The 25646-nt window shown below is 67.3% G+C and carries 27 protein-coding genes; 1 reads left to right on the top strand and 26 read right to left on the bottom strand.

What is annotated here, in order from left to right; translation table 11 throughout:
* Nucleotide 1: 1 nt before the first annotated feature.
* From EFL26_RS22335 to EFL26_RS22285, 11 genes are all read right to left on the bottom strand, one after another.
* On the bottom strand, nt 2-430 hold the full coding sequence (locus tag EFL26_RS22335) for a single-stranded DNA-binding protein (protein ID WP_123225112.1): 429 nt from the start codon (nt 428-430) through the stop codon (nt 2-4).
* A gap of 203 nt (nt 431-633) precedes the next feature.
* Nucleotides 634-1758, bottom strand: coding sequence for a PDDEXK family nuclease (locus EFL26_RS22330; protein WP_148046806.1), 1125 nt, complete (start codon nt 1756-1758; stop codon nt 634-636).
* On the bottom strand, nt 1755-2498 hold the full coding sequence (locus tag EFL26_RS22325) for a hypothetical protein (RefSeq protein WP_123225110.1): 744 nt from the start codon (nt 2496-2498) through the stop codon (nt 1755-1757). Before EFL26_RS22325 ends, EFL26_RS22330 begins: the two co-directional genes overlap by 4 nt.
* 79 nt (nt 2499-2577) lie before the next feature.
* The gene (locus EFL26_RS22320; RefSeq protein WP_246000338.1) at nt 2578-4320 is read right to left on the bottom strand and encodes a type IV secretory system conjugative DNA transfer family protein; all 1743 of its coding nucleotides are present in this window, start codon (nt 4318-4320) and stop codon (nt 2578-2580) included.
* Nucleotides 4321-4337: 17 nt separating this feature from the next.
* The gene (locus EFL26_RS22315) at nt 4338-4853 is read right to left on the bottom strand and encodes a hypothetical protein (protein ID WP_148046805.1); all 516 of its coding nucleotides are present in this window, start codon (nt 4851-4853) and stop codon (nt 4338-4340) included.
* Nucleotides 4850-5905, bottom strand: coding sequence for a serine/arginine repetitive matrix protein 2 (locus EFL26_RS22310; RefSeq protein ID WP_123225107.1), 1056 nt, complete (start codon nt 5903-5905; stop codon nt 4850-4852). The genes EFL26_RS22315 and EFL26_RS22310 overlap by 4 nt, the downstream gene beginning before the upstream one ends.
* Nucleotides 5902-7104: an ATP-binding protein gene (locus EFL26_RS22305; RefSeq protein WP_342773546.1), complete on the bottom strand. Its 1203-nt coding sequence runs from the start codon at nt 7102-7104 to the stop codon at nt 5902-5904. The genes EFL26_RS22310 and EFL26_RS22305 overlap by 4 nt, the downstream gene beginning before the upstream one ends.
* Before the next feature lie 323 nt (nt 7105-7427).
* The gene (locus tag EFL26_RS22300) at nt 7428-7835 is read right to left on the bottom strand and encodes a hypothetical protein (RefSeq protein WP_123225105.1); all 408 of its coding nucleotides are present in this window, start codon (nt 7833-7835) and stop codon (nt 7428-7430) included.
* A gap of 42 nt (nt 7836-7877) precedes the next feature.
* Complete coding sequence (locus tag EFL26_RS22295; protein WP_123225104.1) at nt 7878-9341, bottom strand: SCO6880 family protein; 1464 nt, start codon at nt 9339-9341, stop codon at nt 7878-7880.
* A complete protein-coding gene (locus EFL26_RS22290; protein ID WP_123225103.1) occupies nt 9338-10654 on the bottom strand; it encodes a type IV secretion system protein in 1317 nt (438 codons plus the stop codon). Before EFL26_RS22290 ends, EFL26_RS22295 begins: the two co-directional genes overlap by 4 nt.
* A 25-nt stretch (nt 10655-10679) precedes the next feature.
* Nucleotides 10680-10997 carry a DUF6112 family protein gene (locus EFL26_RS22285; protein WP_246000337.1) on the bottom strand — a complete coding sequence of 106 codons (318 nt, stop codon included), beginning with the start codon at nt 10995-10997 and terminating at the stop codon, nt 10680-10682.
* Nucleotides 10998-11087: 90 nt separating this feature from the next.
* Here EFL26_RS22285 and EFL26_RS22280 point away from each other — a divergent pair, with 90 nt between their 5' ends.
* Nucleotides 11088-12368, top strand: a complete 1281-nt coding sequence (locus EFL26_RS22280; RefSeq protein ID WP_148046804.1) for a hypothetical protein — start codon at nt 11088-11090, stop codon at nt 12366-12368.
* 80 nt (nt 12369-12448) lie between these two features.
* On the opposite strand, the gene EFL26_RS22275 is transcribed toward EFL26_RS22280, so the two are convergent.
* From EFL26_RS22275 to EFL26_RS22210, 15 genes are all read right to left on the bottom strand, one after another.
* Entirely contained in the window at nt 12449-12760 is a 312-nt protein-coding gene (locus EFL26_RS22275) for a DUF6112 family protein (protein ID WP_246000336.1), read from the bottom strand.
* The gene (locus EFL26_RS22270; RefSeq protein WP_123225101.1) at nt 12753-13862 is read right to left on the bottom strand and encodes a C40 family peptidase; all 1110 of its coding nucleotides are present in this window, start codon (nt 13860-13862) and stop codon (nt 12753-12755) included. Before EFL26_RS22270 ends, EFL26_RS22275 begins: the two co-directional genes overlap by 8 nt.
* Nucleotides 13863-13865: 3 nt before the next feature.
* Complete coding sequence (locus tag EFL26_RS22265) at nt 13866-14543, bottom strand: hypothetical protein (protein ID WP_123225100.1); 678 nt, start codon at nt 14541-14543, stop codon at nt 13866-13868.
* Between the two features lie 60 nt (nt 14544-14603).
* Entirely contained in the window at nt 14604-15596 is a 993-nt protein-coding gene (locus tag EFL26_RS22260) for a ParB/RepB/Spo0J family partition protein (RefSeq protein WP_123225099.1), read from the bottom strand.
* Nucleotides 15589-16332, bottom strand: a complete 744-nt coding sequence (locus EFL26_RS22255) for a serine/arginine repetitive matrix protein 2 (RefSeq protein ID WP_246000335.1) — start codon at nt 16330-16332, stop codon at nt 15589-15591. Before EFL26_RS22255 ends, EFL26_RS22260 begins: the two co-directional genes overlap by 8 nt.
* A 119-nt stretch (nt 16333-16451) precedes the next feature.
* Complete coding sequence (locus EFL26_RS23955) at nt 16452-16823, bottom strand: hypothetical protein (RefSeq protein WP_148046803.1); 372 nt, start codon at nt 16821-16823, stop codon at nt 16452-16454.
* A complete protein-coding gene (locus EFL26_RS22250) occupies nt 16820-17716 on the bottom strand; it encodes a bifunctional DNA primase/polymerase (RefSeq protein ID WP_123225097.1) in 897 nt (298 codons plus the stop codon). Before EFL26_RS22250 ends, EFL26_RS23955 begins: the two co-directional genes overlap by 4 nt.
* A gap of 145 nt (nt 17717-17861) precedes the next feature.
* On the bottom strand, nt 17862-20972 hold the full coding sequence (locus tag EFL26_RS22245) for a LysM peptidoglycan-binding domain-containing protein (RefSeq protein ID WP_123225096.1): 3111 nt from the start codon (nt 20970-20972) through the stop codon (nt 17862-17864).
* Nucleotides 20969-21391, bottom strand: a complete 423-nt coding sequence (locus tag EFL26_RS22240; protein ID WP_281273827.1) for a TadE/TadG family type IV pilus assembly protein — start codon at nt 21389-21391, stop codon at nt 20969-20971. The genes EFL26_RS22245 and EFL26_RS22240 overlap by 4 nt, the downstream gene beginning before the upstream one ends.
* Entirely contained in the window at nt 21391-21825 is a 435-nt protein-coding gene (locus EFL26_RS22235; RefSeq protein ID WP_123225094.1) for a TadE/TadG family type IV pilus assembly protein, read from the bottom strand. The genes EFL26_RS22240 and EFL26_RS22235 overlap by 1 nt, the downstream gene beginning before the upstream one ends.
* Nucleotides 21822-22235, bottom strand: a complete 414-nt coding sequence (locus EFL26_RS22230) for a TadE/TadG family type IV pilus assembly protein (RefSeq protein ID WP_123225093.1) — start codon at nt 22233-22235, stop codon at nt 21822-21824. Before EFL26_RS22230 ends, EFL26_RS22235 begins: the two co-directional genes overlap by 4 nt.
* Entirely contained in the window at nt 22204-22392 is a 189-nt protein-coding gene (locus EFL26_RS22225) for a hypothetical protein (protein ID WP_123225092.1), read from the bottom strand. Before EFL26_RS22225 ends, EFL26_RS22230 begins: the two co-directional genes overlap by 32 nt.
* 35 nt (nt 22393-22427) lie before the next feature.
* Nucleotides 22428-23333, bottom strand: a complete 906-nt coding sequence (locus EFL26_RS22220; protein WP_123225091.1) for a type II secretion system F family protein — start codon at nt 23331-23333, stop codon at nt 22428-22430.
* Nucleotides 23330-24184: a type II secretion system F family protein gene (locus EFL26_RS22215; RefSeq protein WP_123225090.1), complete on the bottom strand. Its 855-nt coding sequence runs from the start codon at nt 24182-24184 to the stop codon at nt 23330-23332. The genes EFL26_RS22220 and EFL26_RS22215 overlap by 4 nt, the downstream gene beginning before the upstream one ends.
* Nucleotides 24181-25386, bottom strand: a complete 1206-nt coding sequence (locus EFL26_RS22210; protein ID WP_246000333.1) for a TadA family conjugal transfer-associated ATPase — start codon at nt 25384-25386, stop codon at nt 24181-24183. The genes EFL26_RS22215 and EFL26_RS22210 overlap by 4 nt, the downstream gene beginning before the upstream one ends.
* Nucleotides 25387-25646 lie beyond the last annotated feature (260 nt).

Raw genomic sequence — 25646 nt, 5'->3', positions numbered from 1 at the left:
CTTAGAGACCGACGACCTTGGCCGGCTCCTTGCCCACTGGCAGATCGAGGTTCGGCGGGTCGAGCTGACGCGACGGCGTCCGGTCGACGTCGTACTTGGTGCGGGCGAGGTCGTGCCCGATCCGGCGGGCGACGAACTCCTCGCGGGCCTCGGCCTGGCCGTTGCGGTCGACCTCGTACTCGCTCGTGTAGCCCGACGCGACGAAGTTGTCGCCAACCTTGAAGTTCGCGTACGCGCGCTCGGCCGTCTTGGCGTAGGCGACCATGTCGTGGAAGGTCGAGTCCAGCTTCGTGAAGCTGCCGTCGGTCTCCTTGCGGTAGTGCTCGACACCGACTCGGGCGTAGAAGCGCGCCGCGCCGTTGCCGGTGAAGTTGAGCTGCGGCGCAGTCGCGATGAACCCGTGCAGGCTCATCTGGATGGGAATCGTCATGCTGACTCCTGATGTCGCGCGGCGCCTCGGGTGGCGACCGCTCTCAGAAGTCAGGTGTGCGATCTAATCCGTTCGCCCTGTAGTCGTGCTGGTAGCTCAGCGCAGTTCTGCGTGTGGCCGTCCATCGTTCGGAGCCCGTCGGCTCGGTCGCAGGAGGGGACGCCGGCGGGAGGAGTCCATCAGTAGCCTCCGCCGACCGCGACTCAGGCGGCGGCGCGGCTGACGGTGATGCGCTGGTAGGAACCTCGGTGGCCGCGATCGAGGGTGACCTCAACGAATCGGTAGCCGAGGGCGGCCGCGGCGGGGTGGATTGTCACGATTGGCGTCTCGTCCGCACGGCGCAAGGCGTCTGATGTCCAGCCGCCAATGGAGTCGCCGCTGATGGTGAACCAGAATTCGATGCGGTCGATGGTCTGTTTCTCGTGGTCGCTGGCTCGGATGATCTCATTGCCTACCTGGTCGTCTGGTAGGGCTGGAATCAGAAGGGTGTCGCCCCAGGGCCATTTGGTGGTACCTCGGAGGCTGGCCGGGGTCTTGTCGGCGAGGTAGTCGGTCAGCCTGGCCCTCCAGTCGGCCCGGTCGACCTGGTGAAGGCCGACTTCGGCGACGAACGCGGAGCCCCGGCCGGTGCGGGCGTAGAGGTAGCGGCCATCGGCAGCGAGCCGGTACTTGTGGTTCTCGGCTTCGTCGAGGACCGGGTACCAGGTGAACCAGTAGGTGTCGTCGCTGTATCGGTCGAGCCCGATGTTGACCACATGTGAGCGTCGGGCGGCAGTCGCCGGGGTCTTGCCCTTGGGGACGACCCGCACACGGGGAGGACGCTCCTGGCGGTAGTCCTCGATCGCTTCGAGAAGCGCGGTCTGCGCTGCCCTGGTGAACCCGCTCGACTCGATGATGAGGTCGCGTTCACCGATTTGTGCGCCCTCCGTCGCTCCGAGGCGGAGACGGATGACGGTCCAGCCCACGGCGGCGAGGAGCGCGTTTCGGGTCCGGTCCTTCTCCTCGGCGCCAGCGTGGCTGTAGCCATGGCTCCCGACGGGACCGCACGGGTCGACCTCGATGGCGAGCCATAGTTCGCGGAGAACGATGTCGGGGGTGAGGGTGAGGCTGCGACCGCGTTCGTCCGGGTGATGGCAAACCACGCCCATTGGGCCCTTCGTGACACGGAACCCGGATTCACGGAGGAAGTCCTTCACGCTGTCTTCGACCTTGGACGTCGGGCGGCTGGTTGCCGAGACGACATCTCCGAAGCTCGGCCCGGAGGGCGGGTTAACGCGAGCTGCCGGTCGATCCAGATTGCCGAACGCAATGTCCCGCGTGCCGCTCATGCCTCGTCCTCGTCGGGATCGGCGGCGCCTGCGCGCCAGTGGTCGAGGATGTCGTCGCGGAGGGGCGCGGTCTTCATCCCTTGGATGACACGACCTTCATTGATCCGGGTGGCGACCTCGCGGAGGGTGTGAGCGTTGTCGGCACGCCAACCGTGGCCGATAGCGTGTGCGTGCAGCGCCGTGGGGTCCAGCGCGTAACCGGCCCGGAGCAGGATGGTTAGCCCCTTCCCAATAGCGCCGCGGTAGTAGCCGTCGACGGGCTTGTGTTGTCCGACAACGACACCGAGCCCATCGATCGCGACAGCGACCACCGGGTCGAGTGCCCGAATCGGGCTGATGTCAGGACGAGTACCACCGAGGGGCGCCGCGTTCTTGGCTTGCGCCCACGCGAGCGTGTCCTTCGCGTTCCAGGTGACCGACACCAGCGCCTGCGTGGCACTGCTCTCGTCGGCTTCCAACAAGTGCTTCTCGTCCGGCCACAACGCGATCACCACACCATGACCTGGATGATGATCGCGCCATGTGCGAACCGGCACCCCCCGCGAAATGAGAGCGTGGACGGCTGGATGGTCGCGCTGAACGTCGTTGAGGTTCTGCTTGCCGGGGGCGTACAACGCGACCTGCTCACCGAGGGTCTTCGCCTGCTCCAGCGCCCACGTCACCGCCAGCGCGCTCGCCGCCGTGTGGGCCAGACCGGGCACCGTGTAGGCGCGTGGAATATCACGGTCGTGGTCAAACATTGGTGCCCTCTCGTCCTCAGCCGGCTGGTGCCTGCCTCAAGTCGGGACCGTAGCGGGCCGCACCGACGAATCCGCTGGTTCAACGTCGGCGGAGGGCTCCCTCGACGGCGGTGCGGTCCGCGCCGAGCTGATCTGCCTCTTTGCGTGCCGTCCAGGGACGAAGGTCCGTCACCAGTGGAGGGGCGCTGCGGAGCAGAACGAGCGCGGTGCCGAACGAGAGCGTCCGGATGGATTCGGGTGGCATGACGGGCACCCGTCGGGTGGACCGCTGCAACGAGCGGGAGCCGTAGTCGCCGACGGAGACGGTGTCGGTGCGTTCGTCGCGTTCGCCGATGAGCACGGACAGGTCCTGGAGGTCACGCGCCGAGGACGTGCCCCCGAGGATGACCTTCACGATGGAGGCGTCCCAGATCGCGCCGGCCGCGTGGTCGCCCCACTTGTCGCGTGCCTGCGACAGCGACTGAAGGACTGGCATCGTCGTGATCCCTGTGCCGCCGCCCTCGGCCATGAGCACAGGTAGCGACGGTAGTGGCGAGAGGTTGCCGATCTCGTCCAACGCGAGCAGGAGCGGTGGGTCGAGTCGTGCCCCGGGCGACGCGGCGGCCAAGTGACGTGCCGTCTCGACGAGATCCTCGATGAACGCGGCGACCAACGACCACGATGCGCCCGCGCCGGCGCCAGTCGCGAGCAGGTAGAGCGTGCCGTTGGTCGTGAGAAAGTCGACCGGGTCGAAGTGCTCGCCTGGCTTCGGCGACACGGCGTCGAGGACCCGCGGATCGGCAAGGCACGAGAGAGCTAGGGAGACACCCATCCAGATCGAATCTCGAGTGCGTGGATCTGAATGGATCATCGAGTCCAGCGAGTCGGCCCAACCCGGCGCGGCATTCGGGTTGCTCGACAGAATCGCAACCGCGTCTGCCGCGGCCGATGGCGAAAGTGTCCAGCCGAACAGTTCACGCGGCGTCCGGTTGTCGAGCGCCGCCGCATGAAGCAGAGCTTGAAGCGCGGTGCGGGTCTTGCCCTCCCAGAAGCCGCCCGACTCGACGCCTCCCGTCGAGAGACCTGTGGCCGAGGCGAGACCGGTGGCGCGAATCATCGCCGTCAGCGGGTCCTCGCATCCACGGACGGGAGACCAGCGAAGTCCAGCAGGCAGTCCGTCGGCGAGGCGTTGCGGATCGAAGACAGCGACTGGGCCGCGAGCCTGCCGCGCAGTCAGCGTCGCGGCGATGTTGTCGGGTCGGGTCGCGGTGGTGATGACTGCGCCGGGAGCGTCGAGGACCGCGTTGATGACGACGTGCAGGCCCTTCCCTGAGCGGGGTGGGCCGAGCAGCAGGATCGAGTCCTCGACAGATGCCCACACTCCTTGGCCGCGTGAGCGGCCCAGCAGGTAGCCGACGTCGGCGGGCGACGGGTTATCCATCGATGGGCGGAGCGTCCTGCCGCGTGACAGGAGTGCCCGTCGTGAGGCGACGGCTCGTACGTCGCGCCCAGTGGCGACTCCGGCTAGGCGACGCGGGTCGTGCGACGTCTTGTGTTTCATCGATCCGATGCGCCGCCACACCACGACTGCGAGGGCGACGGCCGCCGCGACCATCACGATCAACACCAACCAGTAGGCCCACGGCGAGAGGCCTGTGCTGCCGAGGGCTGAGGCAGGGTCGCCCGGGTGGCTCAGCACACCGATTCCGGACTCCCAGCCGCCGTTCGGTTGGGAACCGCCGAACAGCCAAGCAGCGGCCGAGCCGGCGAGTCGCAGGATCGCGGCGATGAAGCCGACAGCGGCGATGACGATGAGCCCGAGGTTGACCAGATCGTCGTCCACGCCCTGCCCGCGGGGATTCACGCCGCACCGCCACTCAGCGCGACGGCACCCGAGGTTCGACCAACGAGGACGACTTCCGGGTGGGAGGCGAGCAAAGCAGGTGGCAGGCGCAGTTGCGTACTGCCGTCGTCCGCAGCCACCTGCCGCGCGACGACGACGCAGACCTCCACCTCCTCGCCGGCCGTGAACCCATCGCCAGAGATGCCGAATGGAGAGGCGAGCACGCGACGGGCGGCGGGCGCAGGCTCAGCATCGCGTTGGTTGGGGGTGATGATGTCGGTGAAGGTGGAGTCGTCTGCCTCACGCACCTCGACTCGGATCGGCGTCGCAAGGTCGGAGGCAATATCGACCAGGGTGCGCCGCAGGTCCTCGCGTCGCAGGGCCCCGTCTGCCGAGTAGGGCTCTCGATCGAGTGTGACGGTCAGAAATCCGTCCGCGTCGACGACGACCTCGACTAACGGCATCACGACTGGCACCCGCAGAGTCGAGCGATCGTCTCGGCGATAGGGCGCGGCAGGGTTGAGCATGCTCATAGTCCGACCGGCTCCACTTGTCGCTGGGCGGTCGTCTGCATAGGTCCGGTGGCACGGCCTGCGGCCAGGGCCTCTCTGTCGAGGCCAGGCGGGTTGCCGTCACCGACCTGCGGAGTGTCGAGCTTGTCGAGGATCGTGACAGCAGCGCCGCGGACACGTTCGGCGGTCGACTGGACGACCTCGACGGGTGTCTTGCCCGGAACGCTGCTGGCCCAGGAGGCGACGTACGGAATCGTGTAGTCGTCGGTCGCGAGCCCGTGCGCTGCGCCGACCATGAGGGCAACGGATTCGGCTTCAACCTCCGCGATTCCGCGGTGCATCGCGGCGTCGGCGTTGTCGGGTCCGTGGAGCATCACGTGGCCAAGTTCGTGAGCGAGGGTCTTGACCTGGGCGGCATCGTCCATGTCCATGCGCACCGACACCTCGCGAGTCATGTAGTCGGTCAGCCCGTTAGCGCCACCGATCGACTTCGCGTTCGACACGAGCCGCAGTTCAAAGCCTTGCGCAGTGATCTGGTCCGCGAGGCCGTCCCACAGGCCATCAGGTGCCACACCTTGGAGGAGAGTCGGGCGAGGTGTCTCGGGGATGTCCTCGCCGTCGGTCTGTGAGATGTCCCAGACGTACGCCGGTTTCAGACCAATCAGCTTCGAGCGGACGGCTTCTCCGAAGCCGGGCTTTTCGCCGCGACCAAGTCGGTGCCACGAGTCGGGGTCAGCGGGATTGGATGAGGCGAACCTGGCGGTGACCGGGGCGAGAATCGCGTACCCGGACTGTCCCTTCATTACGGCGCGGTTGAGGCTCATCCACTGGCGGAAGCCGGCGACGTACGTCGGCATCGGCTCCGGCACGCGGCCCTGTTGGAACGCGGCGTAATGCTGGACGTAGATCAGCAACGTATTGTTGAACGACCGCGAGCGGAACTTCGCCGCGAACGCCAGTGCGCGCTTCCAGTCGTCGCCGGTGACCAGAGCGCCAACCGACTCCGTCAGCTTCTGTTGTAGGGCCTCGAGCTTCTCCTCGCGGGCCGCGAGATCGCGGGTCTGGACTCTCATCGGATGCCTCCTGTGTCGGAGGTCAGGTGTGCGGCCGGAGCCGCACCCCTCGCGCGCGCACCGGTTTCAAAGAGGTCCAGCTCAGCTGGGTGCAGCTGATGCTGGACAACGAGCGACCTGTGCTTGATCCGCCACAGCCCCTGGCCGGTGTCGAGCGTGGGCAACAGCGACTGCTCGGTGCCGGTGAGTCCCAGGGCGGCAGCGGTTGTGCCGAGCTGGTCGGACTCCTGCCGGTACACGACGCGGGTGTCGGCGTTGGCGAGCAGGGATGAGGCGAGGGCGCGCATTGCAGAGCCCTGGTCGCCGACGTTGTCGAGGTCGGAGAGCTTGTGGAAGATCAGCATGTTCGCGATCCCGTAGTGCCGCGCGAGGCGCCAGTGGGCGTCCATGCGTCGCAGCAGGGCGGGGTGCGACATGAGTCGCCACGCCTCGTCGTACACGACCCATCGCTGGCCCCCGCTCGGATCGAGCAGCGCGGACTCCATCCAGGCCGAAGCGCAGGTCATCAGCACCGAGATCAGCGTGGCGTTCTCCGTCACGCGCGACAGGTCGAGCGACACCATCGGCAAGGTCGGGTCGAACCGCACGGTTGACGGTCCGTCGAAGAGACCCGCTAGGTCACCCGCCACGAGACGTCGCAGGGCGTGTCCCGCGAGGCGGCCGTCCTCGGCGAGGCGGCCGTCAGTATCTGTGGTCGGATTGGGGGCGAGGAGCCGGTCAACGACCATCGGCAGGACGGGGACTTCGGACGAGCGGACGGCGTCGGCGAGGGCGACATCGACCGCCGTGTGCTCCAGCGGAGTGAGTCGCCGGTCGAGCACTGTCTCCGCGAGTGCGCCGACGAGCTCTCGACGTCGAGCGGTCACTTGCGCTGCCCACTGGAGGTCGTCGAGCCCGTTGGGTCGGTGGCCCTCATCGAGCGGGTTGAGCCTGTTGGCCATCCCGTGTCCGAGAGCGATCGCCTTGCCGCCCACGGCCTCGGCGACCGCTGTGTGCTCGCCCTTCGGGTCGCCGGGGACGTACACGCGGCGGCCGAACGGGATCGAGCGTGTGTAAAGGCTCTTCGCCAACGCTGACTTGCCGGCGCCCACGATTCCAGCAAGGACGAGATTCGGCGCCGTGATCAGGCCGCGGGCGTAAAGCACCCACGGGTCATAGACGAAGGAGCTGCCCGAGTAGAGGTCCTGGCCGACAAACACGCCTTCGCTACCGAGTCCGCCCTCAGCCAGGAACGGATACGCGCCCGCGAGCGTGGCAGAAGTGTCCTGATGCCGCGGGAGCCGCAGTCGCCCCGGTGTGCGGAGAGCCGCCGGGCCGGGCTCGCCTGCCTTGGGCAACACAGTGGTCGCGCGACGCTCGGCCGCCAGTTCGTCGGCCTTCGCCTTGGCTGCTGCCTTCCGGCCGTCGCGGTCGTCCGCGAGCAGTGCGCTCGCTGCGGCCCGACGCGTACGGCGATCCCGTCGGCGCTCACGTCGCGGGGAGACAAGGACTGCACTGCGCAGCCGGCCCTCCTTCCAACCGTTCACAACTGGAGCCCGTTGTGAGCTGACCGGTTGGTTGCCTCAGCGAACCCCGGTAAGTCGCGGTGGGTGTAGGTGATCCGCGACTCGGCGTTGTGGGCGCTGGCGATCGAGTCCGACACCTGATGGAGGATCTCGCCGGCCCGGTGGAGTTCCCATGACACCTGGAACGTCGCCGCGCGTCCGGCCCGGGAGTCACCCGCGACCCAGACGCCCTTCATAGCCGCGTTGTCATGGAAGGTCGCGAGCTGATGGAGCGACTGGCTCAGTGACGCCACCGCGGACGTGAGCGACCCGAGAACCGAATAGATCTGGCGCGGGTCCTCGATGGAACGGGTCGCGTGCGCGAGCGCGCGAAGCGCTGCCTGGACTTCATCGGCGTCGGCCGCCGGGTTCTCGAATGTGGGCATCGGTGTCTCCTTCTCGACCCGTTCGAGACGCAGGTGCGCGGGTCACACCGTGCGGCAAAGAGGCAGAGCGGCAGCCGAGAACGCCTGTGCCTGCTGCCCCCAGAGGCGGCGGGTTTCGCACGAGGCTTGGATCGCTGCCTGCTCGATATCGGCGACGGCACGCTCAAGCTCGTCTGGGTCTTGGGCGCTCACCGCGATCAAGCCGGTGTTCCGGAGAATGCCGTGGCCGGCGGTGAGGTCGGCCTCCTGCTGAAGGACGTCGTTGTACTCCGCTGACTGCTGGGCGTCCTCGATCTGCCCGATGCGCTGACGTTGGGCGGCGTCCGAGATGTACTCGGTCTTCTTCTTGCGGATGTTGCGTGCGGCTTGGTCGGTGCGCATCGGCGTGTAGAGCAGCGTGAAGGTCCGCCGTACCCCGGACGACAGGAGCACAGGGGCGAGGAAGCCGGGGTACACCAGCGACCGTGGCCATTCGCTGATCCACAGGACGCAGTGGTGGGCGGAGTCGCTTCGTACGCTCGACCAGCTTTCCGTAACCGCGACCGGGCCGGCCGTGGCCAGATCGCGGCCGAGGTCGCCGTGGCGCTCCAGCGCACCGGCCACTACAGGGTCATACGCCGAACGCAGAATCAGCGCGAGGTCACCGGGTTCCAGCCACCCCGAGGGCGCGAGGTCGGCCGCCCTGAGCGCCGCGGTCATCGTGGACATCTCCTGCCGGAGTACCGCGGCGGCACCGCGGTTGCCTCCGCCGGCAGCGCGGATCGCGCGCCCGGCAGCCTTCATATCGAGGGAGATCGACACGGTGCTCGCGTGCCGTTCGCCGGCCGGGCCTGCGCGGTCGATCAGTTCCGCGTACGTCGTGGAAGTCCAGGAGCCGTTCTGGCGTCCGTGCTGGGACCACCACTCCGCAAGGCCCTTTCCGGAGTCCGGCAGGGTCCGCTCCATCACCTGCAGGGAGGCGATGCGGCCGGACCGGCAGGTGGTGGCCAGTACCCGACCCCAACTCGTCACACGCCGCTGCTGCTCGACCGGGTCGAGCAGGATGAACGCCGGGTGCGTGACTCCGACGATCGCCGTGAGCGTCGCCTGATGCGGGTCATGGACCATGACGGCCCCTGTTTCGGGGTCGACCCACTGGCGTAGCCGTGCTGCGTCTCCAGGAAGGGAGAGCGTTCCAGCGGGGCGCGGCTTGGCGACGCGGCGCTGGAATAGCAGCTGGCCGCGGATCGACCGGCGTAGCCATCGGCTGACCGTCGGCACCCACTCCACAAGCTTGCGGCCGCCGACGCCGACCCAGGTGAGCGTTGCGCAGAGCGTCAGGATCGGGACGACGTAGACAAGGGATGCGGCGCCGCCGAAGTACAGCGCGAAGACCAGGGTGATCGCCCCGGCACCAACCACGACCAGCTGAGCTCCTGACAGGCCGAGGAGAACGCCGCGACGGGTCAGCCGGGAGAACTTCACCGGCGCGAGTTCGTAATCGCGAACGGCTGATTGGTGGGTCATCGATCAGCCTTTCCGCTGGTCCGAGGCGCAGGGAACGAATCCGCCAGGTGAGGTGGCATCGGGGCGCCCGCCGTGGGCGGCGCTTGGTTTGCGGCGTCCGTCTGCTGTGAGGCCGCCGCTCCCACGGAGCGACCCATGCCGACTCCTGCTGCCGCAGCCTCCTTCGCCACGATGAGGCCGGCCGCAACACCGCCCGCAGCCGCGCCTCCAGCGGCAACTGTCCCGCCCCCTGAGGCGGCACTGGCCGACCCGCCACCCGCAGGCGCGGAACCCGATGCGGGAGCCGGTGGGGTCGGTGAGCCGCCACCCGACGCACCGCCTCTGCCGCTACTCGTCCCGCCGTCGAGGATCTTGCTCGGCTCGGCGCTGGGGCGACGGCTCATCGGGATGGGCAACGGCCGGTTGAGGGCGGACTTCGCCTCTTGCTCGGCGGACATCGCGTGGTACATGTCGAAGCCCATGAAGCTGATCGCCTTGTATGTCAGGTAGGGCGCGAAGCCGGCGATGAGCATGAGTACGACCCCTGCGATGGGGTCACTGATGGACTGGAGATCGCCGTCGATGGGCGCTGAGACTTGGGCCGTGGCGAGCAGGAAGATCACGACCAGCACAACCTTCGACACGATCAGCGCGATCACGAATGACGCCCACTTGCTCACCCAAGCGCGGGTGTGGTCCCAACTGGACCCCGCGAGCGCGATGGGTGCGAAGACGATCGCAAGCAGTAGCAGCGCCTTGCGGATGAGGAGACTGATCCAAACGATCACAGCTGCGCCGATGGCGAGGCCGGCGACGAAGATCGTGACGATCGCGCCTGCGCCCGGTGCCGCGATGTTGAGCGTGAGCAAGCCACTGGCGAGAAGAGCTATTCGATCGCCCATCTGGTCCATGTTGGTTCCGGCGGCGTGGACGATGCCGATACAGAGCTGGTCGGTGATCTCCAGCGCAGTCGCCAAGAGCGTGAGGGCGACGAAGGATCCGAGGATCGACTTCGCGAGGCCCAGGGCGGCGCGTGACAAGGCCGCGGGCTCGCGTCTGATCATTCCTTCGATGACCTGGAGCATGAAGAAGCCGAGCATCACGAACACGGCGACACCGAAGAGGATGTTGTAGACCTTCGTGTACTCGCCACTCGTGACGTCGACCATGGTGGTCGAGTCGAAGACGTTCCAGACGGCTTCGAACATCCAGCCCGCCGCATGCCCCATGCTCTGGGCGAGCCAGTCGAACGGCGCTGAGACGAGCGCGCCAGCGGCGTCGCCGGCGACATCGCAGACTCCGGAGATGACGGGTACGTCGCACACGTCGACCATTGGCTGTCCTCTCGCGTCTGGCGGGTCAGACCGCCTGGCCGACGTTCCAGAAGAAGTTGACGAGGGCGACCGAGGCGCCAGTGATGATCGCTGCCCCGAGTCCGACGAGGACGCCGAACTTGCCGCGACCAGCCAGGTGCGGGTTCGACGAGTTCGCGCCGAGTGCCCACACGACCGCCGAGACGATCAGGGCGAGTACGGCGAGGATGAGGCCGACGGTCATCGTCGCGCCGACGATGCTCTTGAGTTGGCTGATGCCCGGCAGCCCGTTGGAGTTCGGGCCGATGTTGATGTCCTGCTGCACGAGCGAAAGGACGGCTGCGGGTAGACCGAGGTTGATCACGATTCCTCCTGAGTGAGTGGACGGTTCACTCGCTCAGGTGTTCGGGCAGTGCCGCCACGAGTGTCGGAGGTGTACGGAACAATGTGGGGCATGGACGACGAGCAGCCCGACGACGGCGAACTGGTTCCCGTTGAAGGCGGCGAGCACGTCGTAATCAGCGACGGAGATGGTCTTGCCGTAATCGGGAACCCGCAGGCCGTGGAGCAGTACCTCCGCCGAAAGGGTCTATGGGAGGCATCGACGGGGCTCGACCTCAGTTGGCTTCGTCCAGTGCTTACGTTCGGTGCTGAAGCGGTCCACTCGGCCGCCGAGGCAGTCGCCAGCTCGGGCCGATGGGTGAAACTGACCGTGGAGTCGGCGGAGGACGCCAAACAGCACGGCCTCATGGACACAAAGACGCCTGGTGTGCGTTGGTTGATGGCAGGGAAGCCCGGCGACATCAGCAAATGGCTTGCTACCGAGACCGGGCCGATGGCGTCTGCCGCCACTAACCCGGAGGCTCTCTCCGGACTTGCTTCCCTCCTCTCGAACGCCGCAGGCGCGATGGCTCAGCTTGAGCGGAGGCACGAGGTCCGTGAGATCACGGAGCTCCTCACCGCGATCGACGGGAAGCTTGATGACGTACGAAGGACTCAACGGGACGGGGTCCTGGCGAAGCTGGACGGCGTCTCGTTTGCGATCAGCGAAGCCATGAGCATCCGAGAGAAGACGGGACATGTCTCCGCGCCGTCGTGGTCGAAGGTTCAGCATCTCACTGCGGACATCGCGGAGATCGCATCCAATGCGCTTCGCGCCCTGGATGCGCTGGCGTCGAAGGCAGGATCTGCCGCGAAGGTTCGGGAGCTGGCGAAGCACGCGCCAGAGATCGCCGGCGAGGTGGACGTCTGGTTGTCCGTTCTCGCTCGCTGCTTCCAGTTGCACGAGGAGGCCGCGGTTCTCGAACTCGATCATGTTCGGGAGGTGGCGCCACTGGATCTGGACGGTCACCGCCTCGCGTTGAACGAGTCGAGGGACGGACTTCGCGGGCGCATCACGCAAACGACTGTGGGTCTGGTCCGGAGGCTTGATCAAGCGGCAAGCGACGCCGACTTGGAGATCCTGCTTCACTCGCGCAGCGTTCGGGCCATCGTTCAGTCGAGCAACGCGGTCGGGGACTCGGTCATGGCATTCCAAGCGCCGCTGGGTATTGAGATCGAGCGTGAGGCTGTCTCATCCGCCGGCTGGCGGGCTGCTCTGGGGAAGCCCGACCAGTTGAGGGTGGCGGCCAAGGAGGCTGGAACGAAGGCCTTGTACGGAGTCGGCGCGGTGGCGGTATCGGTTGCAAGCGTCGTCGTGGCCCGGTCGGCAAACGACAAAGACCTCAACGCGTAGGGCGACCGTGGCGCTTCCCGAGACCGACCTGGCACGCACCAGGAAGTGGTGCGATTCCATCTGGGCGAGCTGTTCGTCGCTCACAACGACGCGCCCACGTCGAGCAACCAGTTGGTCCAAGCGAGCGCAGCACCGGTGAGTACTGCCCCGCCAAGGGCGACAAAGAGTCCAGTCTTCGATTTGCTCGCGGTCTGCCAACTTCCATGGGCCGAGCCTATGGCCCAGGTCGCTGCGCAGATGACGATCATCAGGACGGCGACGATCAACCCGTAGGTCAGTAGCGCGCCAACGATCGCGCGGAGCTGGCTGGAGCCGCCAACGGCACCGAAGTCGGGTCCGACCAGGGGAGTAAGACCGGAGATCGTCATGCCGAACAGGTGCGCCTCATCCACCGAGTCGGCGAATCGCCATCGTCTCGCCGGCGAACTCAGCCACCATCCCGAGGCGCACGTTGTCGCCGGTGTGCGGAGCTTGCAGGATCTTGCCTTCGCCGACGTAGATTGCGACGTGATGGGGCGCCGATGCCCCCGCGTGGAAGAAGAAGATGAGATCGCCAGGCTGTTTCGCGTCCCAAGCCACGGTTTGGCCGAAGGCGAGTTGCGCTCCTGAGTAGTGCGGAAGCTTGAGCTTCCCGCCTGACGCTTGGTAGGCGGCGTACAGCACGAGTCCTGAGCAGTCGAAGCCAGGCCCGCGGCCGTCGGAGCCGATGCCGGAGGGTCCGGTGTAGGTGCCGCCGCCCCAGACGTACGGCTTCCCGGTCTGCGATTCGGCGGCGGCAATGAAGGCTCCCGCGAACCCGGGCGGCAGTGGGACGCCAAGGCCATGAGCCTCGTCTCCGCACGAATCGCTCGATGTGCCGGTCGCGATCGCGTGGAGGATCGCTACGGCGACGGGCTCGTAGGCGGCATACCGGTCGGGGTAGGCCGACACCTCAACGGCCTGGGCCGCCACGCCCCTCGGAAGCAGCTTCCAGTCGGGGATGTCGAGCAGTCCGCGAGGCGAACCGTGGTTCGGTCCGTTGGGCCCACCGTAGAACGCCAGGGCTTGGTACTCGGCGTCCATGAGATTCTTGACGCTGCCCCACCCCGTGCTCGGTCGCATCTGAAACAGTCCGAGGGAGTCGTGGTCACCGCCGTTCCCGTCGTTCGGGTAGTTCGCGGAATCGGGGTACGCGCTGGTGTTGGAGAGCATCCGCAGGCTCGACTCGGTGAGCGCTGCCATGAGGGCAATGACGATGCCGTCGCGTCCGACATCCTTCGTTCCTCCGCCCACACTGACGATGGTCGCTGCGCGGGTGAGCTGAGCCTTGTCGAGGGTGACCTCGATTCCGTCGCTCCTCGTGGCTGTCAGACTGGCGGGAGTCTGGCCGACGACCAGACCCGACGGCAGACACTGGGCCTGCGCGGCCGGGTTGAGCAACACAGCCAGTCCGAGCAGAACGGTGGCCGGCCCGAACAAGATGGCGGTCACCCCCGCGACGACAGCCTTGGACATTGATCACTCCAGCGGCTGGTCGGGCAATGACAGCCGCAGCAGATGGCACTCGGGGTACGACGGTCCACAGACGACGAACACGGTGAAGGACACGTCGTGCTCCGACGAGACGGGCGCGTCCTCCCAGACCCCTGCTCGATGGCGGACGCCGTCGATCGTGAACGCCGTCGTGCCGGGCAGGAGCGAGTCGCCTGCTTCGGCTTCCGCTTCGGGCCATTTGGTCGGGGTCGTGACCGCTTCGACGGAGAGCCACTGACGGGTTTCGTACTTCGCGAGCTCCTTCCAGGCGTCCGGGGTCGGAAGGTAGTTGTCGAGGTCCGAGACGAGGCCGGGAGTCGACTCGCCGGTTGGATCGCCGACCGTGACGAGCTGCTCGACATGGTCTGTGCGGGTGATGAGCGTCGCGGTATCCCACTCGAAGATCTCTTGGGCGACCTGTCGGGCGAAGGTCTCGGGATCGCTGATGTCAGGCAACGGTGCGATCTGGTTCAGGGGCGTCGCCCCGGCCTCGGGCCTTGGGCCTGTCCGGTGACCGACGTCCGGCTGGGAGGATCTGGCAACTGGTGAACGCTGGATCAGGACGACGTATGCGACTACGGAGATCAGCAACAAGCCAAACGTGATGCCGACGACGATGAGGGGGCGTCGACGGAGGTCGTCGGGAGCGGTCGAATAGAGCATCAGCTTCCACCTCAGGTCTTCTCTCGCAGGGATGGCGGAGAGGTGTGCCGGGCGGTCCGGTCAGGCCGATATCGGTGCGGACCGCAGCTCGCGGACCTCGTCGGCGAACGTGATGGTCTCGGCGAGCACTCGCTCAAACATTTCCCAGTCGTTCGCTTTGATCTGAGAGGCGATCTCGGTCGGGTTGTAGAACCGCGACCAGCCGTCGAGGTCGCCCCAGGTCAGGACGAAAGCTCGGAGGCTTCGGTGCGCCGAACTGGTCTTCTTCGGCTTGCTCTTCGTTCCGCCGCGGACACGGTTCTGGCGGAGCCTTTCCTGCGCCTCCCTAGCGAGCTGCTCCAGCTCCTCGGATGTCGCCGGGCCGGAGGGCATTGGGGTGTCATCGACAGCGATCAGCTCCTTGGCTGCGAGGACCGTGAAGTAGGCCGGCTTCACATCACCGCCACGTTCGATGTTCTCCAGCTCGGCTTGAGCGATCTTCCGCACGGTGTCAGGGAGGCCCCGGTCGGCTGCCACTCGCTCGATCGCGGAGATCTGCTCCAGCATGTTGTACGACGCTTTGCCGGTCACTGCCTCGGCTGCCTGGCGGCGAGTGTCGCCTTGGCCGCGCGGTGCCGCCGCCGCGGCGGCACCGTCGGCTTCATCCGATTCGCTGTCCACGCCGAAGCGACTCGCCTCCTGGCGCCGCTTCCCGTCCTCGCGCATCAGTTCCTTGAGCTCGCGAAACAGCGCCGTCTGCTCCAGCGGGGTGAGCGGCTTGCGCTGCTCGTTCTCGTCGTTCTGGGCGAGCAAGCCATTCAGCTCGTCGGAGATCCCGGAACGCACCCATACCTTCAAGGTGCGCCAGCCCAACCGCTTCACGGCTTCGAGCCGACGAGCGCCGCAGACTAGAACTCCGTCCGGAGTGATCGTCACGGGCTGCAGAAGCCCCAGCTTCCGGATCGACATCATCAACGGCTCGATGTCGTCCTCTGGATGCTGCCTGTGCCGGTTGCCGACGACGATCGAGTCGATGCGGCGTTCGAGCTCGATATGCCCGTCGTGCTCAGACATGGTGGCGCCCTCTCGCCTCGAAGCGCATCGGCTGACGGATGCTGGCGATCTCGGCGACCAGCGACCTGTCCGCTAGCAGTGCTTCGGGATCGTCGCCGATGACGAGCCGAAGGAGCATCCCGCGGCCTGCGGAGGTCTGGCGGCGATCAGGGTGCTGGTTGCCGAGGATCACGCGTAGGAACACCAGCCAGGCGCGTTGCTCCACGTCGAGCATCGCCTGCGCGTGGCGATCTCGACGTAGTGCTTCGAACGCGGTGTGGCGGTTGCCTGCACGCAGCAGCCTGGTGCAGATGTACTCGATCGCTGTCCGTGCCACCTCCTCGGGCCAGCGGAGCGCAACGAACACGGCGACGGCGTCGTCGACCGCGACCCAGGCATTGGTCGGCTCGTCTCCCCCTTCCTCCGCGTCACCGAAGTCGAGAACGTCCTGAGGTGCGGGGATCGCGAACGCTGGATGGAAGTCGACGAACTCGGCCTCTCGGTCGCTGAACCGCTCGGCGTCGTGACGTTCGATGTCTACCTCGCGGCGTGCCTGTTGGTTAGAGCAGAGGAGCCCGTCGGCTCGCTGGTCGTAGACGAGGGTGAGTTCGACGGCGCGGGTCACCACGGCCCAGGGATCGTCGGCCACGCGCACAGCTCGCGTGTGCATCGCGTCGAATGCCGCGATGGCTGCCTCGACCGGCTCATAGCCGTACTTGCGAGCCAGTGCGCCGTACTTCTCCATCGCGTAGCTCATCAGGTCGGATGCCTCGGGGTCGTGGCTCCACCCGTCGGAGCCGTATCGGAGACGGACGAGCATGAGCCGGAGTCCTTCCGTCGTCGTGAAGTCCAGCGGGGCCTCGTTGATTGCTGTGGTCATAGCCCCAACTCCTCCGTCGTGGACACCGTCGGGGTGGCCGATTCCGGTCGAGCGATGGCGGTCCGGCTGATCTTGTGGCCCGCCCGGCCTGCCTTGGCCGGCGCACGCCGCGATCGGCGGACCAGCTCGCTTTGGAGGTCGATTCCTCGGCCAGCCCACTTCGAGCCGATCAAGGTGGGCAGCTCGCTGGGCCGTACCCAGGCGATTCCACGTTCGGCCTTCGGAGCCGGGCCGTCCGGCCTGGTCGGTACCGAGGGATCCCGATGATGCGCGAGCGCAGAGACCGCCTGGTCGGTCTGCGGCTGAGTCGCGGCGTGCTCGGGCACAACCCGGTTGTCGCGACGCTCGTAGTGGTCGTTGTTGTTCACAGCGCCAACGCCTCAGCCGCGGTCATAGGGCGCGCGGTGCGCGCCGCCCCCAGCCGACTTGCGATCCGGTACGCCGACCGGATCGTTGTCATCGCCTCTTGGTCAGACAGGCCCGCGGATCGGGCCGCTTCACCGAGCAGGCCGGCGGCCGCGTCGAAGGCATGTCCGTCCTCGACCATCCGGCAGGCGGCCCAGAAGAGTCCGTGGTTACGCGCGCCCTCGGGGCGGGACGCCACCCAATCTGCGAGCTTGTCGGGACGCGAGCCCATCGCTGGCATCGAGGCCGGCGGTCGGGTCGGACGAGGGGGTTCCAGGAAGGAGCGGAGGGCAGTCGCATCCATGGGGGTTGCGCGGTGTTGGGCAACCGCGATCAGGTCGTAAGACCTTCCGGCGACCTGCGACGGCGGCGCGACGATGTAGCCACCGTCCCCACGAAAGTCGACATGCTGGCCGGGCACCTGCCACGAGCGTTGCTCGTCGGCCCGCCCGCGCAGGTAGTACGCGTGAACTCCGCCCGACGGAGTGCGGACCAGCCACGCCCAACCCTCAGTGAGTCCAGCGGATCTTGCCTGCTCAAACGCCCCGAACCCGTTGCCGCCCGGGTGTACGTCGATGTCGACGACGTCCACGCCAGAGGTCGCGCCTGTGGGGATGCCGATGTTGGCTTCGGGCCAGCGCTGCCACCAGGTCCTCACGGTCGTGAGATCGGAGCTTGCGTCGAGGAAGCCGTGGCTCGTAAGCGGCTGCTTTCCGCCCGGGATGCACGGGAAGACGGGGATGTCGCGGCTGGCGAGCATCGTGGATGCGGTGACGAGGTCCGGGGCGTCGGACAGGGAGACGGGCAGCCGCGGATTCCACCGCGAAGACCGGGGCTGCCGTTGTGCCGAGTTCATGCGCACGACTTTGCGCTGCAGGGGGCACCAAGTTTCGCCCACGGGCGAGTCGCTCAGGCGGCCACGGGCGAGTTGTCGGTCGAGCGTTTTCGCAGGTCAGCCCCGCCCGTGGTCGTCTCAGAAAGAAGTTCGGGGGCGGTCCGTATCAGCGCTCGCCGGCGCGCTTCACGCCGCCCCAGGCGTTGTTTTTCGCCACCGTCCTTGTGCGCTTGGGGACGTCGATCGGCGGAAGGTTGTCGTCGGTCCGGTTGAAGACCTGCTCGTCGAGGATCTGTTCGGCGAGGGTGTCGTGCCCCTCAGCCTCGGCGACCTTGGCGAGGTCGAGACGGCAGACCTCGTCGTACGGTGCAGCCGCACAGCCCTTCTCGGCCGCCATGTGGGCGCGATCGAGGTCGCCCCGCGAGAAGGCGTCGGTGGCGACGATGTGGGCGACATCGACCACGGCGAACGCCGCGATTTCATGAACGCGCTCGCCATCGAGCAGCCAGCTCCAGCCAGGAGTGCGTAGGTCGCTGAACGGCTCGCCGCTGACGAGCTCCAGCGCCGCAACAAGGTCGCCCATCCCGTCGGTGCCGCGGGCCTGAGCGCGGGCACGGAGGCGACGGAACAGGTCGAGGTCGACGAGGACGTCGGTCAGTTGGTAGCCGTTAGTGCCGCGGTCGCGGTGAGCCGGAGATGTTGTAGCTGCTGGCAGGTGCAGCTCACCGGTCCGTGGGTCGGTGCCGAACCATGTCCGGATGTATCCGAGGTCGGTTCGCGCGCGGGACTGGGTCATGCCGAATGCCTCACGGACCTGCCGCGATGAGACCCCGGTCGGGTGGAGGGCCAGGAACGTCACGAGTTCGTTGAAGTAGGCCCGCCGCTCTGCAACCGCCGATGGCGGATCGCCCCGCGCGATAACGGTTACGGGACCGAGGAGCTGCAACTTAGGCAACGCACTCTCCGGATTTCGCCACTCTGCCAGGTCGTCGTCGAGCTGTGGGTCCGACTCCTCGACGATCCGTCGGGATTGTGCCGAGACGACCGGGGCAAGGACCTCGACATCGTCAGCCGTCGTCGGTGCCACGGCTTCGTATCGCTGTGTCGCCTCGGGCAGCAGCGACGTGCCGCCTGCTTCTCCCTGCGGACGTGCTTCGGTCAGGTCGGTGATCAGCGCCCCGGCGTGATCCGCGAGGGCCCGCCAACCAGTCGCACCCTCGTCCCGGGGCATCGGCACCACGACTGCCTCCCTGGTCAGGTCGACGATCGCCGCGGTGGCAGTTGCTTCGGTGGACGTGAGCCCGGCGGCCGCCAGATCGAGTTCGAGGTGTGGCACCCGCAGCCGGCCATCGTGGGTCAACTCGATCACCGTGTCTTCCGGCTCGGCATCTCCGATGTCGACGACCGCGAAGCCCGACCTGGACGTCTGGTGCCGTATGAGTTCGGCGAGCGCGCGAACTTCGCTGGTTCGCGGACCGGTCACGAGCAGGGCGTGGAATGGCTCAGGGTCGCCTTGCCCGAGAGCCTGAGCTTCGGCCAGATCCCGCTGGAGGTGAGCAAGGAACGCCGTGTCGTCCTGCGCGTGGCATCGGAGTCGGCCGGAGTCCAGCGACGACAGCTCAGAAGCAACACCAATCGCGTCGACCGTCGAGATGACGGTCCACGGGCTCAGCGCCAGTTCAGCTGTGAGGTGGCGAGCGAGTGCCGTCGCCACGTCCGCGTCGCCGGTTAGCGCAGTCGATCCAGCCCTCTCGAAGTCGAGCAACCACAATGTCCCGTCGTCTCCCTGGCCGACGCTGGCGAGGAGCGGGTACGGCGGGAGGACGTCCTCGTCGCCCACCGGCGAGTCCAGGTGCGCCGCCCATGTGAACGACGATCCAGTCCACGGCGTCGGGAGGTCGGCCGCCTCGGCGAGGTGCAGCGTGACCGTCTCCCTGCCAACCTCGACAGCGTTGAGCTTGGGCACCTCGTCCATGGCCGCGGCGAGTTGACGGAGCAGGCGGTCGAGTTGGTCGATCACCTCTGCGGCGGGCGCACCAGCGACGGTGGCGGTCTTCTCGATGGCTCGGACTTCGGCTGGGGGCGGTGCAATGCCGAAGCCGGGGCGACGGTGGCGCTGCTGGGTACGGCGGTGCGCGCGCACGCAGAGCAGCACCGAGCCGGCGAGAAGAACTCCGGCTCCTGTCAGGCCCGGTAGCAGCCACGTCACCGTGGCGCCATCTGCGTCGTCGACCTGGTTCGGCTCTGCTACCGCGGGAGGCTCGGCCGGCTCGGCAGTGTCGGCGTTGCCGGGCGGCTCGATCGGCGGAGCATCTTCGACGGGATCTGGACCAAGATGCTTTCCGCCCGGTGTCTGTACCGGCGGGTTTTCGACGGAAGGAGACTCGACCACGGGCGAGTCGACCGCGGCCGGAATCGTCAGTTCCCAGCCGGGCCGGATCAGGTTGGGGTCCGTTAGGTGCTGACCGTCCGCCTGCACCGTGTCGTGCGACGCCTCGAAGATCTCCGGGTACCGCTTGCCGTCACCCAGTTCCTCCTCTGCGACGTCCCAGAGCGTGTCGCCAGCCTCCACGACGTACGAGTTGTCCGAGCTCGGCTCATCGGTCGGGTCGACAGCTGGCGCGGCGTCAATGGGGAGGCGCAGAGTCAGCCCGGGGTCGATGAAGCTGGGTTCTCCATGGAGGACCGCTTCGTTCAGAGCGACGATCTCGCGGTAACGCATGCCATCGCCGAGGTGTTCCTGCGCGATCTTCCACAGGCTGTCGCCTCGACGCACGACGTAATCGACCGTGGGTGTCTCCTCATGGGTCGCGGCTTCCGGGGCCGGAGCCGCCGAAGGAGCGAGAGACGCCTCCGGCTGGTTGGCGATCGGAGGTGCCTCGACCACCGGCGCTGCGTGCGCCACCTGTGGGGCGAACACCGGCGCGCCGACCGGCGCAACGGCGAAGAAGAGCGCTGCCGTCGCGACGAGCCGCCCTGCCAGACCCTGCGGAATTGCGAGACCGGGCAACCGGGGTGCGGTGACGCCGCGGATCGCGGCCAGGATCTCGACGAGGAGAGACAGAGCGAGAACCACCCAGGCGACCCATGCAACGACGCCGATCACCAGCATCGCGAGAGTGCCGTCGTCCGGGCTGGTCAGCAGGGTGCCGAGCTCGCCGAGGTCCTCGGTCCACGGGGTCACTCCGATCGCAAGGAGCAGCAGCGGAGTCCCGACCACCATCACGACGATGAGCAGGGTGGCTCCCAGCCCGGCGGCACGGTTGCGTGCGGTCACTGTTCGGTACCTCCCAGGCTGCGGACGATGCGGGCGGAGGCTTCGGACGTCACCGTGAGGTCGCCGATGCCGATGAAGCTCAGGAACTTGGGCGTGTAGGTGTCGGTCACCTCGACGTGGACCGTGTCGCCGCCGGTCACTGTCACGGTTCCGGTGACGCCGGCCGCTGCGAGGTACTCCTGGGCGGCGGTTCGAGCCGCCGCGGTGTCGACACTCACGTAGCGGCCCTCGATGGCCGGCCCGGCTTCGACTTGTTCACCGCCGACGCGGGCGGCCTCGGCGGCGACGTTGTGGGCACGCTGCTTGGCATGGATCTGTCCGCCGAGGTCGACGGCGAGTCCGACGAGGACCATCATCACGAAGCTGGCGGTCACCATCCACAGTGAGATGGAGCCGCGTTCGTCGCGAGTTCGTCGCATCATCCGCGTTCCCTCCATGTGTCAATAGGGCTGGTGCTGGTCGCTCGGATCAGGCGGCTACCTGGCACCCCGGGAATGGACAGGTCTGACAGGTCGAGGCGGCACTGGACGGTGACGGAGACGGTCGCGGCCTCGCCGACCGTACGGCTGAACTGGCTGGCGTCGATGGTGACGTCGATGTCGAGGCAGTGGATGCCTTGGTTGGAGAGGCTGGTGGTTGCCGCTGAGATCGCCTGCGTTCTGGCCGATGCGCTCGTGCGCTCAAGGGATGCCGAGCGGGCAGCGTCAGCCGCGGCAGTTTCAACCGACTGGTGCGTCGTAGCAGTGCGCCCACCGAAGATGATGAGTCCGACGAAGAGCAGGAACGCGGGCACGCCGATGACAGCCTCGATAGCTGCCGATCCGCGCTCGTCGCGCGCCCGCGGGCGAGTCATGGTGTCGTCAGCCTCTCGACGGGAACGGAGGCTTCTTGGCGGACGACGGGTGACCAGCCGGGGATGACGCTCAGCGAGTGCCCTCGGACGACCACGGTCACCGTTGTGGCCGTGCGGTTGGCCGTTGTGGTGGCGCCCGGGAGCACGTCGTCACCGCCGGCCTGCTCGATGAATGCGTTAGCTGCCTGTACGCCGTCCGACTCGTGACCGTGCTCACCGGCGGCAGCCCGGGCGCCCTCTTGCGCAGCCGCGATTGCCGCGGAACGGGCGTGGTAGAACAGCGCCGCCTGCATCCCGAGGAACATCACGGCGAAGAGCGCCGGCAGCAGGATCATCAGCTCGATCGTCGCCGAGCCGCGTTCGTCCTGTCGGCGACGGCTACTTGATGTTGCCGGCCTGGTTCGTGACATATGTCTTCACCGCGGCTACGACGATTGCGACGATGGCGATCACGGCCACCGCCCAGAGCACATGCTCGGTGGTCACCGAGCCGCGCTCGTCACGGCGCTGGAGTCGCGACTCCAGTCCGAACGTGAGCGCGAACAGCGCTCCGATGAGTCGTTCCATTGGTGGGCTCCTTTCCTTGGTTGATCTGTTGGTGGTCAGGTGTTGCTGAACATCCGCAGCAGTGACGGGGCGACGAGCAGCGCCATGAAGATGACGCCGAGGAGCGAGCCGGGGATGGTCATGCGCTCGCCGACGGCGTTGGCCTCCGCGATCTCGTCGTTGAGCATCGCCGTGCGCATCGCGGCGGACCGGGCACGGAGTGTGGTGTAGATCGAGGCCCCCTCCTCACCCGAGAGCCGCATGATGTCGGCGAAGTCGTCGAGCTCAGGCAAGCCGAGCTCGTCTGCCAAGGTGTGCAGCGCGTCCCAAGGCGGGAGACCCGACCAGCGAGAGCGCGTCAACTCCTCCGCCAGCCGACTGAAGACCCACGAGTCGCCCACTTCGGCCGCCGACTCCATCGCCTGCCGGACCCCGGAGCCGTTGTTCCGCTCCAGAGCGACGAGGTCGATGTACGCGCCAAGCGCTCTGGCGAACTCGAGCCGGGCCTTCCGCGCGTCATCGATGGCGTTGTAGTTCGGCATGAAGAACATCAGGGCAGCCAGTCCGAGCGAGGCCAGCGGCGGGACGGCGATCGGCAACCCCAGGCCGATGAGGTCGAAGAACCAGGCGAGCAGCGGCGGGATCACCAGGCCGAGCCCGGCGAAGGCCAGCTTGTCGCCGTAGAAATGAGCCAACGGGATGCGGAGGATCGCGAGCTCGCGGCTCGGCGTACGCACCCACATCGCCGCTGGCAGAGTCTTCATAGCCCACACGCCCGCTCGCTCCTTGCCGGAGGTAGCCGTGGCCGTGGCGAGCAGGTGAGCCCGGCTGCGAGTGGGTGTCAGCCGCCCCAGCGCCTCGGCCAGATCCGGCTCCGCCGGCATGAGCCGCATGACCAGGAGGACGACGCCGAGCGACACGAGGGCGCCCGCGCCGAGAGCGAGTTGGAGTCCCGTGGTCATGCCGCACCGCCAGGTGTGCCAAGGAACCGCGGCAGGTTGCGGCCCAACGCCATCCGCTTCATCCAGACCAGCGTCGCGACGTAAGCCGAGAGGAGGCTGATGAGGATGACCTGGCCGAACGGGCTCTTGTACGGCGCGACGTATGACCCGGAAATCGCGAGGATCACAAGCACGCCTGCGCTGATCAACGTCACCCAGCGTGCGGTCGCTCGCGGCTTGGCTCGGTCAGCTTCCACTTGCCGCCGCGCGCGGACGTCGGCAGCCACGGACTCGGCGAGCCCTTCGAGAACGCTCGACAGACCAGCGCCGCGACGGCGCGCACCGAGGATGAGGTTGGCAGCAATGAGGTCGCCCGTGGAGTCGTCCAGCTCGTCGGCGAAGGCACGCAGCGCGTCCTCGGTGACCCAGCGGGCACGAAGCCGTGCCACCAATCGAGTGACCTCGGGAGTAATGGCAGCGGGTGTGGATCGCAGCGTTGCCACCAATGCCTGCTCCAGCCCGACTCCGATCGTGAGTACGCCGGAGAGGGAGCGGGTCCATTCCTCCATCGCTTCCAGCCGCTTAATCCTTGATGCGGCCGACCCCGCCGACAGCAGCATCGGTAGGCCGACGGCTGCGACCGGAACCGCGATGGGGGCGAGCATCCACCCGGTGACCAGCCACGCGATGACTCCGACGGCGAGTCCACCGAATAGCAGCAAACGGGTGGTGCGGTCGAGGTTCTGGAATCGCCGCACCCGACGAGAGGAGGGGCGCTTCTCCGGGACCGCCGTCGGTCGCAGTCCGAGGGTCACTCCGATGATGCCAGCGACGATCAGCGCGCCAGCGAGAGCAGGGACGAGCGCGATCATGAGCGCACCTCCTGATGCATCAGGTAGCTCGGGAGATCGAAGCCGTACGACGCGAGCGACCGGAATTCCTCGGGCAGGACCGCTGGGACCGCGGTGCCGTCCCGGTCCGGGGCGAAGATGTGGGTGGTCGCGTAGCCGGTCTCGCGCTCGCCGGGTTCGAGGGCAATGATCTCGGCGACCCTGCGCCGGCGCTGCGAGACGCCGTTCACCGTCGAGGTGCGCAGGTCGAGCTGCACGATCAGGTCGATCGTCGCAGCCAGCTTCGAGGCCGCCAGATCGTGGGTGACATGAGGGCCAGCCTCCATCGCGCACGTCACCAGCTTGCGGACGGCGCCCACCGCGTCGGAGGCGTGGGTAGTGGAGATGGAACCGGTGCCGGACTCCATCGCCTTGATCATCGCCCAGATCTCCTTGCCGCGGACCTCGCCGACGATCTGCCGGGAGAGGTTGAAGCGGAAGGAGTCGACGAGTGCGTCATCGAGGGTGAACTCGCCGGCCATCCGGCCGTCCGGTCCGCGCTCGCCGGAGCCCGGGCGTGCCTCCCATGGGTGGACGATCTTGTGACGCTTCAGCTCGTGGAGGTGCAGTTCGTATTCGGTCTCGAAGGTGCCGATCGCCTCCATGGGGTCGATCTCCCCACAGAGGGCACGAACCATGGTTGTCTTGCCTGCACCCTGGCTGCCGGCGACGACGACGCTCTTGCGAGCCCGAACCGCGGCCCGGAGGAACGAAGCGGCGACTGGCGTCAGCATCTGTCGCTCGACGAGGTCGTCGAGGGTGACCTGCATCAGCCGGTGGCGGCGGATTACCACCGACGGCCGGGGCGTCACCCACGCGGCGGCGGCGAGACGGGAGCCGCCATCGAGGCGGAGGTGAAGCCTGGGCTGGGCCTCGGAGAAGCCGCGAGCGTTGACTTCCGAACGGGAGGCCAGGAACACGAGGAAGTCGATCAACTCCTCGTCTGAGTCGGCTACAGATGGTCCGTCGACGAGGGACCCGTCGATGAGTTCCAGCATCACGTTGTCGTGGCCGGCGATGATGATGTTCTCGACGTCGTCGTTGTCGACGAGTGGCTGGAGTCGGCCGAGCCGGAACAGCGAGTCGAAGACAGCCCGAGCGAGTGCCTTCTGCTGTCCGAGTGGCCAGGCGCGGTCGCCAGCGTTGACCCGGTCGGCGACGGCCGATTCGATGAGGTCAAGCACGATTGAGCGGCCGAGTTCCTCTTGCGCTGCTCGGTCGAGCCGAGTCCGGTCGGCTGCGACGGCCTGGCTGAGTTGCTCGGAGGCTTGGGCGCGCAGCGACGCCACGAGCGTCCAGTCGACCCCGACCGCGGGCGAGTCGTCAGCCGCCCTTGGCGTGCCCAACAACCGCGGCGTCGAACTCGCCCGTGGTCCGATCGTGGGCAGTGGCTGGGTGAAGAGAGGAAGCCGAGTGAGGTCGGGCGTCGCGTCGATGCTCTCGC

Origin of the sequence: Nocardioides pocheonensis, from assembly GCF_003725535.1 — a bacterium.
Classification (GTDB): Bacteria; Actinomycetota; Actinomycetes; order Propionibacteriales; family Nocardioidaceae; genus Marmoricola; species Marmoricola pocheonensis.
Note: the sequence above shows the minus strand (reverse complement) of the source record. Positions and strands in the feature narration are given on the sequence as shown.